Origin of the sequence: Variovorax sp. 278MFTsu5.1, from assembly GCF_048305045.1 — a bacterium.
Lineage (GTDB): Bacteria > Pseudomonadota > Gammaproteobacteria > Burkholderiales > Burkholderiaceae_C > Variovorax > Variovorax guangxiensis.
On record NZ_CP157622.1, the window covers coordinates 3,912,791 to 3,926,773 of the forward strand.

Below are 13,983 nucleotides of genomic sequence, written 5' to 3' on the forward strand. Positions count from 1 at the left end.
CAGAAACCTAAGATTCGCTTCATCCCAACCCGATCTATCGATCCTTCCGATCTTTCACAGGAGTCACCATGAGCCACATCGCCATCATCGGCGCCACCGGACGCGCCGGCAGCCAGCTTCTCGAAGAGGCCCTGCGCCGCGGCCATACCGTCACCGCCATCGCGCGCAAGGCCAGCGCCAAGCTGGCGGGCCGCGCCAACGTGAAGGCCGTCGACCTCGACGTGCTCGACGGCGCTGCGCTGGAGAAGGCCCTGGCCGGCCACGACGCCGTGTTCAGCGCCGCGCATTTCGCCACCGTGCCGCCCGCGGCCATCATCGAGCCGACAAAGCGCGCCGGCGTGAAGCGCCTGCTGGTGGTCGGCGGCGCGGGCAGTCTGTTCGCGGCGCCCGGGCTGAAGGTCATCGACACGCCGAACTTCCCCGATGCGTACCGTGCCGAAGCGTCGGCCGGCGGCGTGTTCCTCGACACGCTGCGCAACGAGAAGGACCTGGACTGGACCTTCCTCTCGCCCTCCGCCGAGTTCGTCGAAGGCGAGCGCACCGGCAAGTTCCGCCTGGGCAAGGACGACCTGCTCGTGAGCGCCGAAGGCCGCAGCTGGATCAGCTTCGCGGACTACGCGATCGCGTTCATCGACGAGCTGGAAAAGCCCGCTCATTCCCGCCAGCGCTACACCATTGGATATTGAGCGGCAGGCTGCAAAAAAGGACCCTCGCGGGTCCTTTTTTGTTTGAGCCGGCCAAATCAACGCCCGGTCATGTTCTCCGGCACCACCCACTGGTCGAACTGCTCGGCCGTCAGGTGGCCCGACGCGATCGCCGCCTCGCGCAGGCTGGTGCCCTCCTTGTGCGCCTTCTTGGCGATGAAGGCGGCCTTGTCGTAGCCGATGTGGGTGTTGAGCGCCGTCACCAGCATCAGCGAACGCTGCACCAGCTCGGTGATGCGCTCGCGGTTGGGCTCGATGCCCACGGCGCAGTGGTCGTTGAAGCTCACCATACCGTCGGCCAGCAGGCGCACGCTCTGCAGGAAGTTGTGCGCAACCATCGGACGGAACACGTTCAGCTCGAAGTTCCCCGAGGCGCCGCCGATGTTGATGGCCACGTCGTTGCCGAACACCTGCGCGGCCAGCATCGTCACGGCCTCGCTCTGCGTCGGGTTGACCTTGCCCGGCATGATCGACGAGCCGGGTTCGTTCTCGGGAATGCTCAGTTCGCCGATGCCGCTGCGCGGGCCGCTGGCGAGCCAGCGCACGTCGTTGGCGATCTTGTTCATGCTGGCGGCCAGCGTCTTCAGCGCGCCGTGCGCATGCACCAGCGCATCGACGCTGGCCATGGCCTCGAACTTGTTGGGCGCGGTCACGAAAGGCAGGCCGGTGAGCTTCGCCAGCTCTGCCGCCACCTGTTCCGCGTAACCCTTGGGCGCGTTGAGGCCGGTGCCGACGGCCGTGCCGCCCAGCGCCAGTTCGCACAGGTGCGGCAGCGCGGCGCGCACATGCGCCTCGCCGTGCGCGAGCTGCGCCACGTAGCCCGAGAACTCCTGGCCCAGCGTGAGCGGCGTGGCGTCCTGCAGGTGGGTGCGGCCGATCTTCACGATGTCCGCGAAGTCCTTGGACTTCTGCTCCAGCGTGCCGCGCAGCTTGGCGATGGCCGGCAGCAGCTTGCGGGTGATGGCCTCGACGGCCGCCACGTGCATCGCCGTGGGGAACACGTCGTTGCTCGACTGGCTGCGGTTCACGTCGTCGTTGGGATGAACGAGGCGGCCTTCGCCGCGCTCGCCGCCGAGGATCTCGCTGGCGCGGTTGGCCAGCACCTCGTTGACGTTCATGTTGGTCTGCGTGCCCGAGCCGGTCTGCCAGACCACCAGCGGGAACTCGCCCGGGTGCTTGCCGGCGATGACTTCGTCAGCCGCGGCCACGATGGCGTTCGTCTTCTTCTCGTCCTGCAGGCCCAGCGCGTGGTTGACCACGGCGGAAGCGCGCTTGACCTGGGCCAACGCCTTGATGATCTCGCGCGGCTGCTGCTCGCCGGAGATGTCGAAGTTCTGCAGCGAGCGCTGGGTCTGCGCGCCCCACAGCTTGTCGGCCGGCACGTCGATCGGTCCGAAGGTATCGCGCTCGGCACGGGTCTTGGGGGAAGTCGTCATGAGAAAAAGCTCCGCAGGATCATGAAAAGTCGCGCCGCTTTCCGGCGCCTTCGCAGTATCGCCCCAATGAGAGTGGCTCTCATCTGACGTGGTCATTGCATCGCCTCCGACGGCGCCGCATCGCCTCCAAGGTTGACCGCATCATGTCGAAAAGTTATAATCGATAGCTTCTGACGACCAACAAGTCATGATGATGACGGCGTTGGTCAAGCCTTCACTACTCGCGGATCTCCGAATCCCGTCGCGGTGCAAGGTGCTCCCGCCGGGCCATGCCCGGCAAACCGGCCGGATCTTTCCGGCTCCATTGCCACGTCACGCTCTTCCAGCCGGCGCCCCTCGACCAGGCCCGTCGCGCTGCGAATGAAGCATCCGGCGGGCACTGGCTTCGTCGCCCTGTCGTCTTCAGTGCCTGCCGGCCGCCCATCGATGCGATGGGCCGGGACGTGGCTGCGCCGCTCCTTCGGGACGGCCAACCCACAGTCAACCCTTCACCCAAGGAGAGCCCCGACGTATGGCCAAAGGAATTCTCATCGACCATGTCTTCAAGGTGTTCGGCGACGAGCCCGAACAAGCACTGGAGCTGGTCCGGCAAGGACTTTCGAAGAAGGAGATCCTGGCGCGCACCGGCCAGTCGATCGGCGTGTTCGACGCCACCTTCGAGATCCAGGCCGGAGAAATCTTCGTCATCATGGGCCTCTCGGGCTCGGGCAAGTCGACGCTGGTGCGCCTGCTGAACCGGCTGATCGAGCCGACCGCCGGGCGCATCGTGATCGACGGCGCCGACATCAACGAGCACTCCGACGCCCGCCTGCGCGCGCTGCGCCGCAAGGACATCAGCATGGTGTTCCAGTCGTTCGCGCTGATGCCGCACATGACGGTGCGCGAGAACACCGCCTTCGGCCTCGAACTCTCGGGCACCGGCAAGAAGGAGCGCCTCGCGCAGGCCGACAAGGCGCTCGCGCAGGTGGGCCTGGCGGGCTGGGGCGACAGCTACCCCGACGAGCTCTCCGGCGGCATGCAGCAGCGCGTGGGCCTGGCGCGCGCCCTGGCCTCCGATCCGTCGATCCTGCTGATGGACGAGGCCTTCTCGGCGCTCGACCCGATCATCCGCACCGAGATGCAGTCGGAGCTGCTGCGCCTGCAGCAGGAGCAGCGCCGCACCATCGTCTTCATCTCGCACGACCTCGACGAGGCCATGCGCATCGGCGACCGCATCGCGATCATGAAGGACGGCCAGGTGATCCAGGTCGGCACGCCCGATGAGATCCTGCGCAGCCCCGCCAACGACTACGTGCGCAGCTTCGTGCGCGGCGTGGACGCGGCGGCCGTGTTCAAGGCCGGCGACATCGCGCGCAAGCAGCTCACCGTGGTCTGCGAGCACCCCGAGCGCGGTGCGCGCGCGGCGCTCAAGCAGCTGGAAGACCAGGACCGCGACTTCGCCTACGTGACCAGCCCCAACAGGCGCTACCTGGGCACGGTGTCGGCCGACACGCTGCGCGCCGCGCTCGACGGCCATTCCGGCCCGCTGGGCCTGCGCCACGCCTTCCTGAACGACCTCGGCACCATCGACGCCGATGCGCCCGTGGCCGGCCTCTTCGGCCAAGTGGCCCAGGCGCCCTGCGCGATGCCGGTGGTGGCGGCCGACGGCCGCTTCTGCGGCGCGATCAGCAAGACGACGCTGCTGAAGTTCCTCGACCGCGACACGCCGCCTATCGACCCGGCGCACCAGCCCCAGCAACCCGTGGCCGCCGCAACCGCAGCGACGGCCGCCTGAACGATTTCGAAGGAACAACCGATGAACGACACCGCACTGCCCTCCGAACTCGCACCGCTGAACGACGCTGCGACCGTGCTGGCGACGCCTGCACCCGCGCCTGCCCCGGTCGATCCGTGGGAAGCCCTCTCCGCCGCGCCCGACGCTTCCGCGACCAGCGCCTGGCTCGACGCCCCCGCGCAGCTCGACAGCGCCCACCAGCTGGTCGGCCACGCCGACGCCGCCACCGGCGGCTTCCAGCTCCACCGCCTCTGGGACGGCTCGCTGCCCGTCGAGTCCTGGATCAACAGCGGCCTGGGCTGGGTGGTCGAGCACTTCCGTCCCTTCTTCCAGACCGTGCGCCTGCCCATCGACAGCACGCTGAACTCGGTGCAGAGCCTGCTCACCGGCCTGCCCACGCTGGCGATGATCGCGCTGATCGGCCTTTTGGCCTGGCAGTTCGCCGGCCGCGCGCTGGCCATCGGCACCACGGTGGCGCTGCTGCTGGTGGCCATGCTGGGCATCTGGCCCGAGGCGATGGTCACGCTGTCGCTGGTGCTGACCTCGCTGGTCTTCTGCATGGTGATCGGCCTGCCGCTGGGCGTGCTGCTGGCCAGCAGCGACCGGGCGCAGCGCGTCATGCGCCCGGTGCTAGACGCGATGCAGACCACGCCGGCCTTCGTGTACCTGGTGCCGGTGGTGATGCTGTTCGGCATCGGCAACGTGCCGGGCGTGATCGTGACGATCGTCTTCGCGCTGGCGCCGCTGGTGCGCCTGACCAACCTCGGCCTGCGCCAGGTGCGCCCCGACCTCATCGAGGCCGCGCGCGCCTACGGCGCCTCGCCCTGGCAGATGCTGGTGAAGGTGCAGCTGCCGCTGGCCATGCCCTCGATCATGGCGGGCATCAACCAGGCGCTGATGCTGTCGCTGTCGATGGTGGTCATCGCCTCGATGATCGCCGTGGGCGGCCTGGGCCAGATGGTGCTGCGCGGCATCGGCCGGCTCGACATGGGCCTGGCGACCGTGGGCGGCCTGGGCATCGTGCTGCTGGCGATCTCGCTGGACCGCCTGACGCAGGCCATGGGCAAGTCGCGCCGCAGCGCCGGTCGCCGCTGGTGGCACACCGGCCCGGTGGGCCTTGCGCTGCGCATGCTGCAACGCGCCGTGGCACCGGGCCGCACCGATGCCGAACCCGCCCCCGCCCTGTCGGCACAGGCGCGATGAACGGAGGAACCCGCCACATGAACTTCATCAACCGGAAAACCCGATTCATCGCACACGGCCTGCTCGCCCTCGCCTTCGTGACCTCGGGCGTTGCCGCCCAGGCCTCCGCCGACCTGCCCGGCAAGGGCATCAAGGTGCTGCCGCTAAAGAGCTCGCTCGCCGAGGAAGCCTTCCAGACGCTGCTGGTGATGCGCGCGCTCGAGAAGCTCGGCTACACCGTCGAACCCATGAAGGACCTGGAGCCCGCCACCGAGCACCTGGCCATCGCCAACGGCGACGCCACCTTCATGGCCAACCACTGGAGCCTGCTGCACGCCGACTTCTACAAGAACAGCGGCGGCGACGCCAAGCTGTGGCGCAAGGGCGTGTACTCCGACGGCGCGGTGCAGGGCTACCTCATCGACCGCAAGACGGCCGAGCAATACAACATCACCAACATCGCGCAGCTGAAGGACCCGGCCATCGCGAAGCTGTTCGACACCGACGGCGACGGCAAGGCCGACCTCACGGGCTGCAACCCCGGCTGGGGCTGCGAGCTGGCCATCGAGAACCACCTGACGGCCTACCAGCTGCGCGACACCGTCACCCACAGGCAGGGCAGCTACGCCGCGCTCATGGCCGACACCATCGCGCGCTTCAGGCAGGACAAGCCGGTGCTGTACTACACGTGGACGCCGTACTGGGTGAGCGCGGTGCTGCGCCCGGGCGCGGACGTGGTGTGGCTGCAGGTGCCCTTCTCCTCCTCGCAAGGCGACGGCGGCAATGTCGACACCCAGCTGCCCAATGGCAGGAACTACGGCTTCCAGGCCAACCAGGAGCAGATCGTCGCCAACCGGGCCTTCGTCGAGAAGAATCCGGCCGCCGGCAGGCTGTTCGAGGTGATGAAGCTGCCGATCGGCGACATCAACGCCCAGAACCTGCGCATGAGCCAGGGCGCAAACACGCAGCAGGACGTGGAGCGCCACGCCGACGGATGGATCAGGGCGCACCAGCAGCTCTTCGACGGCTGGCTGGAGCAAGCCCGGGCCGCGGCAAGGTAGGCGGGGCGGGCGCCGCGGCTGAGATAATCGGGGGGCGTTTCCACACTCCTACAAAAGCCCCCCACCATGACGACCACGATCCAGCAGGCCGACCTGATCGAATCGATCAGCGCCGCGCTGCAGTACATCAGCTACTACCACCCCGCCGACTACATCTCCCACCTGGCCCGCGCCTACGAGCGCGAGCAGAGCCCGGCCGCCAAGGACGCCATCGCGCAGATCCTGACCAACAGCAAGATGAGCGCGACCGGCCAGCGCCCGATCTGCCAGGACACCGGCATCGTCAACGTGTTCCTCAAGGTGGGCATGGACGTGCGCTGGGGCGGCTTCACCGGCAGCCTGGACGACGCCATCAACGAAGGCGTGCGCCGCGGCTACAACCACCCCGACAACACGCTGCGCGCCTCGGTCGTGGCCGACCCGCAGTTCGACCGCAAGAACACCAAGGACAACACGCCCGCGGTGATCTTCACGGAGATCGTGCCGGGCGACAAGCTCGAGGTCACGGTGGCCGCCAAGGGCGGCGGCAGCGAGAACAAGAGCAAGCTGGTCATGCTGAACCCCGGCGACAGCGTGGTCGACTGGGTGCTCAAGACCGTGCCCACCATGGGCGCCGGCTGGTGCCCGCCGGGCATGCTGGGCATCGGCATCGGCGGCACGGCCGAGAAGGCGGCGCTGATGGCCAAGGAAAGCCTGATGGACGACCTCGACATGCACGAGCTGCTGGCCAAGAAGAACTCCGGCGCCGAACTGAGCAAGGTCGAGGCGCTGCGCGTCGAGCTGTACGAGAAGGTCAACGCGCTGGGCATCGGCGCGCAGGGCCTGGGCGGCCTGGCCACCGTGCTGGACGTCAAGATCCAGATGTACCCCACGCACGCGGCGAGCAAGCCCGTGGCGATGATCCCCAACTGCGCGGCCACGCGCCACGCGCACTTCACGATGGACGGCAGCGGCCCGGTCTACCTCGAGGCGCCCTCTCTCGACCTGTGGCCCGAGGTGAACTGGGCACCCGACGAGAAGAAGAGCAAGCGCGTCGACCTCGACAAGCTCACGCCCGCCGAAGTGGCGAGCTGGAAGCCCGGCGACACGCTGCTGCTCAACGGCAAGATGCTCACCGGCCGCGACGCCGCGCACAAGCGCATCCAGGGCATGCTGGCCAAGGGCGAGAAGCTGCCGGTGGATTTCACCAACCGCGTCATCTACTACGTCGGCCCGGTCGATCCGGTGAAGGACGAGGCCGTCGGCCCCGCAGGCCCGACCACCGCCACCCGCATGGACGGCTTCACCGAGATGATGCTGGCGCAGACGGGCCTGATCGCCATGATCGGCAAGGCCGAGCGCGGCCCTGTCGCCATCGAGGCCATCAAGAAGCACAAGAGCGCCTACCTCATGGCCGTGGGCGGCGCCGCCTACCTGGTCAGCAAGGCCATCAAGACCGCCAAGGTGGTGGGCTTCGAGGACCTGGGCATGGAAGCCATCTATGAATTCGACGTGGTCGACATGCCCGTGACGGTGGCGGTCGACGCCGGCGGCACCAGCGCGCACATCACCGGCCCGGCCGAGTGGCAGAAGCGCATCGCCACGGGTGAGTTCAAGACCATCATGATGGAAGAAGCCTGAGTTGAGCCCGGTAGGCGTCTTCGACAGCGGTGTCGGCGGGCTCAGCGTGCTGGCCGCGCTGAGGGCCGAGCTGCCGCACGAGAACTTCGTCTACTTCGCCGACACGGCCTATGCGCCCTACGGCGAACGCGGGGACGCCTACGTGATCGAGCGCTCGCGCGCGGTGGTCGAACACCTGCTGCGCGAGCACGGAATCAAGGCGCTGGTGGTGGCCTGCAACACGGCCACCACCGCCGCCATCCACCTGCTTCGGGCCGACCACCCCGACCTGCCGATCGTCGGGCTGGAGCCCGGCCTCAAGCCTGCCGTGGCTTCGAGCCGCACGGGGCACATCTCGGTGCTGGCCACGCGGGGCACCCTGGCCAGCGCCAAGTACGCGAACCTGCGCGCTTCCTTCGCGGGATCGGCCGACGTCCGGCCCGTGCCCTGCGACGGCCTAGTGAAGGCGATCGAGGGCTTCGACTCGGCCGGCATCGCGGCGCTGAGCGAGCGCTACATGGCCGAGGCCGGTCCCTTCGGCGACGGGCCCGGCGAGGTCGACACGGTGGTGCTCGGCTGCACCCACTATCCGCTGGTGAAGGAAGAGCTGGGCAAGCATGCGCCGGCGACGCTGCGCTTCATCGACACGGGGGTGCCGGTCGCGCAGCAGACGCGGCGCCTGCTCGCATCGGCGGGGCGGCTCGCCGATGGCACCGGCGCCGCTGGCAACCTCGTGCTGCAGAGCAGCGGCGATGTCGCCGTGCTCGAGGCCGCGGCCGCCAGGTGGCTCGGGCTTTCGGCAACCGCCACAGCCTGAACCGAGCCATGCGCCTGCCGCTGCTGCGCCACGCCGCCCTCTTCTTCCTGGGCCTTGCGGCCGCCGGCCTGAGCCACGCGGCCTGCGAAAGCGGCCTTGCCGAGCGCATGCATGCAAAGCTGCACCCCCACCGCCAGCTCGACGAGCGGCTCGCGGCCTGCAAGGTGTGGCCGGCCTTTCCGGGGCGCAGCATCGTGGTGCTGCCGATGCCGCGCGAAACCACCGACCGGGGCGCCAAGGTCTTCGATCTCGAGATCCTGCTGATCCAGCGCCCCGACAACGGCAACACCGACCGCGACACCGTCATTGGCCGGCTGCTGCAGCCCGAGGCGCTCGACGAGGACGCCACCACGTCGATCCAGGACATCCGCATCGACACCTCGCGCTATGTGCTGTCTTCGGAGGCGCGCGCCTTCGGCCTGCGCGTGCGCTACAGGGGCAGCAACGGGCCCGGCAGCCCGCTGGCGAGCGAAACGGTGCGGCTGTACGTGCACCACGGCAAGCAGCTGCGCCAGGTGCTGCAGGAGATCGAACTCGACCACGACCACGGCGGATGGGATTCGACCTGCACCGGGCACTTCGAGAAGCTGCGCACCATGCTCTCGGTCGGCAAGGGCAGCAGCAACGGCCTTGCCGACCTGCAGCTGTCGCGCACGCTGCTGCAAAGCCGCGCACAGGAGCAGGAAGACCAGAGCTGCGTCGAGAGGTCCCTGCCTCCGAAATTCAACACCATCACGCTGCGCTACGACGGCGAGCGCTTCAAGGTGCCCAAGTCGCTCCAGCAGCAAGTCCCCTGACGGGAACCTGATTCGAGCCCGCTTTTTCACCGGGCCGTCACACAAAAGTACCAGCATGCGCGGTTTGTCAAAAAGTATTGCCGCGCACAATGAACCCTCTTCCCCAAGCCCGTATTCCCTTCAAGCCCCTGATGCTCGCCGGTGCGCTCGCGCTGGCACTGAGTGCCTGCGGAGGCGGCGGTGGCGGCTCCGGTCCGATCGGCTTCCTTCCGCCCGCGAGCACCACGCCGCCGGCCACGCAGCCGCCGGCACAACCGCCCGCAGCGCAGCCTGAGCCCGACCAGCTCGTCTCCAAGGCGCGATTCACGCCCAATGCAGGCACCACCGAAGGTTCTTCCGACGCATCGACCGCCCTCGCCCTGCCCGGCAACTTCATGATCGTGGCGGACGACGAGTCGAACGTGCTGCGCGTCTACCCGCGCGGCGGCGGCGCCGCGGTGAAGGAATGGAGCTACGAGCTCGAAGGCCCCAAGCTCACCAAGGAGCTCGATCTCGAGGCCGGCACCCGCGTCGGCGATACGCTGTACTTCACCGGCTCCAACAGCAACAAGAAGGACGGTGCCGATGCGGCGGCCGACCGCTCGCATCTGTTCGCGGTCAAGGTCACAGGCACGGGTGCCGACACCGCATTCAGCTATGTCGGCCAGTTCTCGCTGCTCGAAGCGCAGCTCGTCGCCTGGGACTCCGGCAACGCGCACGGCCTCGGCGCCAACCGCTTCGGCTTTGCGGTGTCGGCCGCGGCGGGCATCGTGCCCGAGCGCGTCGACGGCTTCTCCATCGAAGGCATGACCAGCTCGCCGGGCGACACCGCGCTGTGGCTCGGCTTCCGCGCGCCGCAGACGGGCACCACGGTGCGTTCCAAGGCGCTGATCGTGCCGGTGCAGAACTACGCCGCGCTGGTCGCGGGCACCGCCACGCAGGCCACCTTCGGCGCACCCATCGAACTCGAACTGGGCGGCCGCGGAATCCGCTCGATCGACAAGGGCACCGACGGCAACTACCTGATCGTCGCCGGCCCCGCGGGTGCCGCAAGCCCGGACGTGGATCGCAACTTTGCGCTCTTCGCGTGGGACGGCAACCCGAACAGCGCGCCGGTCGAGCTGTCGAACAACCTCGATGCACTGGCCAAGGACACCGGCGGCAGCTTCGAATCCGCAGTCGAGGTGCCGGGCCCTGTGAAGCCCGGCACGGAAGTCCAGCTGCTGCTGGACAACGGCGACACCAAGTGGGACGGCAGCACCGCCTCGAAGGACCTGCCTCCCGCCGACCAGAAGTTCGACGGCTTCGTGGTGCGCCTGGGCTCGCCGCTGGTGGACACCACCGCGCCGAAGCTGAAAAAGGCATCGTTGGCCGGCCTCGTGGGCGTGAATCTCGACGCCTCGATCGCGCTGTCGTTCAACGAAGCCGTGCGCCTGGGCTCGGGCAGCATCGTTCTGCACAAGGCCGACGGCAGCGTGGTCGAGACCTTTCACGCCAACAGCCCGACCAGCCGCCTGCAGGTGGCCTTCAACAAGCTGAAGCTGGTGCCGTCGGCACCGCTTGCAGCCAGCAGCGGCTACTACGTCACCATCGACGCCAACGCGATCACCGATCCCGCCGGCAACGCCTTCGCCGGCATCAGCGACGCGACGCAGCTGAGCTTCACCACGACCGACGGCGCCACGGCGCTCGCCGCCGGCGACCTGCTCTTCATGGCCGCCAACGCCGAGGCGCCCGACGCTTACGCCTTCGTGCTGCTGAAGGCGGTGAACGGCGGCACGAAGGTGCTCTTCACCGACCGCGACCGCAAATCAGGCACGAACGAGTTCACCGGCATCACCAACGAGACGGCCTTCTTCTGGACCGCCGACCGCAACCTGCCGGCCGGCACCATCGTGACCATCCAGACCGACGTGACGGGCAATCCGGTCGCGGACAAGGGCTTCACGCTCGGGTCGCCGGGCGGCATCGGCAAGTCGGAGACCGTCTATGCCATCGCGGGAGGCAGCATCGCCGGCCTGGGCGACGGCGTGGCCGGGCAAATCACCGCCGTCGGCGACTACCTCGCGACCATCACGCTGGGTGGCACCGCTGGCACCATTCCCGATGCAGTCACGACGGCCGGCACCGCCTTCAGCTTCACGGCGAACCCCGCCAACCAGACCAACGCGATCTACACCGGCTCGCTGGACCGTTCGGACCTGGCGGCCTTCGCGGCCCGCGTGAAGAACCCGGCGAACTGGACGGTGCGCTACGCACCGGAAGTCGGCTGGCCGCTGACCAACGGCAGCCTGTTCGGCGACAAGCTGCCCTGATTGCCGGCAGTCAGGAGGAGGCGCGCAGCGCGGCCTGGCGGCCGCGCTGCATGTCGATAGGGAGCAGCAGCAACAGCCCCGCCACGAACAGCACCGTGGTCGAAAGAATCGCGATTCGCTGGTTGCCGCCGGTCATCCAGGTGATGGCGCCGAAGCTCAGCGGTCCGACGATGCTCGCCAGCCGCGTGGCGAAGGTCCAGAGCCCGAAGAACTCGGCGAGCTGCTTCGGCGGCGCCAGGTAGCCCGTCATCGCGCGACCGGCCGACTGGCTCGATCCCATGGCCAGCCCCGCGATGGTCGCGGCCCACCAGAAGCCGCCCTTGGTGGTGACCAGCGCTGCGATCACGCAGACAGCGATCCACGCGACGAGCGTGCCGGCCAGCGAGACCTTGTGGCCGATGCGGTCCTGCACATAGCCGAAGCCGAAGGCACCGAGTGAAGCCGCGATGTTGAGCACGAAGATCAGCACCATGGTCTCGCTTGCCACGAAGCCGATCACCTGCTCCGCGTAGATGGCGGCAAGCGTGATGGCCACCGCCACGCCGCCCTGGTAGCAGACGGTGCAGGCCAGCAGCCACATGAAGTCGCGATACGCGCGCGCCTGACGGTAGGTGGCGAGCAACTGCTGCCAGGCGCCTTGCTCGTTGCCGGCGGCGCGGGGCTGTGCGCGCTCGGGCAGCAGTGCGAAGGTGGCGCAGGCGGCGAAGCCATAGATGGCTGCGGTGATCAGCATCGTGACCGGCACGAAGTGCGCCGCCGTCAGCCCCTTGGATTGGGACCACAACACGTAAGCCAGACAGATGCCCAGCGCCAGCATGCCGCCCACATAGCCGAAGGCCCAGCCCCATCCGCTCACCTTGCCCATGCCTTCGGCCGTCGCCAGCTCGGGCAGGAAGGCACCCGTGAGGGACTCGCCGTAGGAATAGAAGGCGTTGGAGACGATGATCAGCGCCATCGCGAGCGCGACGCCGCCGGTGCCGGAGAAGCTGGGCGTGACGGCGAGCGCAGCCGTCGCGAAGACGCAGCCCAGGGTCGCGAGAACCAGCACGCGCTTCTTTGCCGCGCGCATGTCGGCCCATGCGCCAATGGCGGGCATCGTGAGCATCACGATGGCATAGGAGGTACTGAGCGCCGCCGTCCACGCGAAGGCGGCCCATGGTGCGCCTTTGGCGATGCCGCCCACGAAGTAGGCGGCGAACACAGCAGTGATGACGACGGTGGTGTAGCCCGAGTTGGCGAAGTCGTACATCGCCCAGCCGAACACCTCGCGCTTGCGCACGCCCGGCTGCAGCGCGGAGGCGGGGAACAGGGCCATGCGCGGGCTGCGGCGAGCGGTGCCGGGAGCCAGTCAGGCAGTCAGTGCAGGTGGCGCGGACGGCGGCCGCCGCCGTGACCACCACCGCTGCCCCCGCTGCCCGGTCCACCGGTGCCGCGCGGGCGCTTTCCAATTTCGAGCGAGTTCACGAGCGCGTCGAAACGGTCGCTGAAGAGGCGATCGATTTCGGCGACAACACCACCCAGCTCGGAGCCGTCGAAGTGGCGTTCCATGAGGTTGACGACGTCTTCGACGAGCAGGTCGCGCTGCACCTGCATGATGGCGGCCGGATTGGGGCCGACGAAGAGCATCAGGAAGTCGTCGCGCGACTCCTCTTCCGGGTCGCCCTCTTCCTCGTCGAAGTCGGTGTCGTAGAAGGTGACCTCGATGGCCGCGCCGCGCTCGGAGAGCTCGTTCAGGCCCATGCACATCTCGTCGAGCGCCTGGCGGAAGTCTTCATCGCCGGCCACGGTCCAGCACATCTGGAGCATGTGGTCCTTCTGCTCGTAGCGGATGCCGGGTTCTTCTTCGTAGGAGCTGGTGGCGCCATCGGCCAGCGACTTGGCACCGGCGTATTTCCACAGCGGCTTGAGAGCCTCCTGGATCTGTTCGAAGGTGACGTCCGAACGCAGCGGCACGTCGCCGTGCACATGAATTTCAAATGGAGCGTTGTAGCGAGGCATCTGATGCTCCCTTGTAAGTTGGTACCCGGAACGGGGGTCGAACCCGTATGCCCCGATTAAGGAAGCGGCGGATTTTAAGTCCGATGTGTCTACCAATTTCACCATCCGGGCGTCAGGTTGGACATCGACGATAACCCAAACAAAACAAGCCCCGGCAACGTCGGTTGGCGGGGCTTGGCGTTCGGGGTCGAATCTGTTTGAACCGAGAGAGTGGAGGCGCGATCCGGAGTCGAACCGGACTAGACGGATTTGCAATCCGTTGCATAACCGCTTTGCTATCGCGCCACGCAGAAATACGAAATCGAACTAGCGAAAAAAAGG

The 13,983-nt window shown here is 67.9% G+C and carries 11 protein-coding genes and 2 tRNA genes; 8 read left to right on the forward strand and 5 right to left on the reverse strand.

Going from position 1 to position 13,983, the window contains the following annotated elements:
• The first annotated feature begins 68 nt into the window (after positions 1–68).
• Positions 69–686: an NAD(P)-dependent oxidoreductase gene (locus ABL844_RS18215; RefSeq protein ID WP_418116653.1), complete on the forward strand. Its 618-nt coding sequence runs from the start codon at positions 69–71 to the stop codon at positions 684–686.
• A gap of 56 nt (positions 687–742) precedes the next feature.
• On the opposite strand, the gene fumC is transcribed toward ABL844_RS18215, so the two are convergent.
• Entirely contained in the window at positions 743–2,140 is a 1,398-nt protein-coding gene (gene fumC / locus ABL844_RS18220; RefSeq protein ID WP_418128408.1) for a class II fumarate hydratase, read from the reverse strand.
• 511 nt (positions 2,141–2,651) lie between these two features.
• Between fumC and proV the strand changes: the two genes are divergently transcribed.
• From proV to ABL844_RS18255, 7 genes are all read left to right on the forward strand, one after another.
• Positions 2,652–3,914, forward strand: a complete 1,263-nt coding sequence (proV, locus tag ABL844_RS18225; RefSeq protein WP_418121253.1) for a glycine betaine/L-proline ABC transporter ATP-binding protein ProV — start codon at positions 2,652–2,654, stop codon at positions 3,912–3,914.
• Between the two features lie 21 nt (positions 3,915–3,935).
• On the forward strand, positions 3,936–5,117 hold the full coding sequence (proW, locus tag ABL844_RS18230; protein WP_418121254.1) for a glycine betaine/L-proline ABC transporter permease ProW: 1,182 nt from the start codon (positions 3,936–3,938) through the stop codon (positions 5,115–5,117).
• Positions 5,118–5,134: 17 nt separating this feature from the next.
• On the forward strand, positions 5,135–6,157 hold the full coding sequence (gene proX / locus ABL844_RS18235; protein ID WP_418128409.1) for a glycine betaine/L-proline ABC transporter substrate-binding protein ProX: 1,023 nt from the start codon (positions 5,135–5,137) through the stop codon (positions 6,155–6,157).
• Between the two features lie 66 nt (positions 6,158–6,223).
• Positions 6,224–7,777 (forward strand): fumarate hydratase, encoded by a 1,554-nt coding sequence (locus ABL844_RS18240; RefSeq protein ID WP_418128410.1) that lies wholly within the window; start codon positions 6,224–6,226, stop codon positions 7,775–7,777.
• Between the two features lies 1 nt (position 7,778).
• On the forward strand, positions 7,779–8,573 hold the full coding sequence (murI, locus tag ABL844_RS18245) for a glutamate racemase (RefSeq protein ID WP_418128411.1): 795 nt from the start codon (positions 7,779–7,781) through the stop codon (positions 8,571–8,573).
• Between the two features lie 8 nt (positions 8,574–8,581).
• Positions 8,582–9,370: a hypothetical protein gene (locus ABL844_RS18250; RefSeq protein WP_418128412.1), complete on the forward strand. Its 789-nt coding sequence runs from the start codon at positions 8,582–8,584 to the stop codon at positions 9,368–9,370.
• An 89-nt stretch (positions 9,371–9,459) separates the two neighbouring features.
• Positions 9,460–11,664 carry an Ig-like domain-containing protein gene (locus ABL844_RS18255; protein WP_418128414.1) on the forward strand — a complete coding sequence of 735 codons (2,205 nt, stop codon included), beginning with the start codon at positions 9,460–9,462 and terminating at the stop codon, positions 11,662–11,664.
• Positions 11,665–11,674: 10 nt separating this feature from the next.
• Here the strand turns inward: ABL844_RS18255 and ABL844_RS18260 are convergent, their stop codons facing one another.
• The 4 genes from ABL844_RS18260 to ABL844_RS18275 all read right to left on the reverse strand — a co-directional run bounded on the left by ABL844_RS18260 (position 11,675) and on the right by ABL844_RS18275 (position 13,947).
• On the reverse strand, positions 11,675–12,979 hold the full coding sequence (locus tag ABL844_RS18260; RefSeq protein ID WP_418128415.1) for an MFS transporter: 1,305 nt from the start codon (positions 12,977–12,979) through the stop codon (positions 11,675–11,677).
• A 41-nt stretch (positions 12,980–13,020) separates the two neighbouring features.
• Positions 13,021–13,662 (reverse strand): DUF6806 family protein, encoded by a 642-nt coding sequence (locus ABL844_RS18265; RefSeq protein ID WP_126023918.1) that lies wholly within the window; start codon positions 13,660–13,662, stop codon positions 13,021–13,023.
• Between the two features lie 19 nt (positions 13,663–13,681).
• A tRNA-Leu gene (locus tag ABL844_RS18270) sits at positions 13,682–13,773 on the reverse strand.
• Between the two features lie 100 nt (positions 13,774–13,873).
• A tRNA-Cys gene (locus ABL844_RS18275) sits at positions 13,874–13,947 on the reverse strand.
• Between the last annotated feature and the right edge of the window lie 36 nt (positions 13,948–13,983).

Bases quoted from the DNA above. Each gene is read 5' to 3' on its own strand.
- ABL844_RS18215 (WP_418116653.1), top strand. From the start codon at position 69: ATGAGCCACATCGCCATCATCGGCGCCACCGGACGCGCCGGCAGCCAG.
- fumC (WP_418128408.1), bottom strand. From the start codon at position 2,140: ATGACGACTTCCCCCAAGACCCGTGCCGAGCGCGATACCTTCGGACCG.
- proV (WP_418121253.1), top strand. From the start codon at position 2,652: ATGGCCAAAGGAATTCTCATCGACCATGTCTTCAAGGTGTTCGGCGAC.
- proW (WP_418121254.1), top strand. From the start codon at position 3,936: ATGAACGACACCGCACTGCCCTCCGAACTCGCACCGCTGAACGACGCT.
- proX (WP_418128409.1), top strand. From the start codon at position 5,135: ATGAACTTCATCAACCGGAAAACCCGATTCATCGCACACGGCCTGCTC.
- ABL844_RS18240 (WP_418128410.1), top strand. From the start codon at position 6,224: ATGACGACCACGATCCAGCAGGCCGACCTGATCGAATCGATCAGCGCC.
- ABL844_RS18250 (WP_418128412.1), top strand. From the start codon at position 8,582: ATGCGCCTGCCGCTGCTGCGCCACGCCGCCCTCTTCTTCCTGGGCCTT.
- ABL844_RS18255 (WP_418128414.1), top strand. From the start codon at position 9,460: ATGAACCCTCTTCCCCAAGCCCGTATTCCCTTCAAGCCCCTGATGCTC.
- ABL844_RS18260 (WP_418128415.1), bottom strand. From the start codon at position 12,979: ATGGCCCTGTTCCCCGCCTCCGCGCTGCAGCCGGGCGTGCGCAAGCGC.
- ABL844_RS18265 (WP_126023918.1), bottom strand. From the start codon at position 13,662: ATGCCTCGCTACAACGCTCCATTTGAAATTCATGTGCACGGCGACGTG.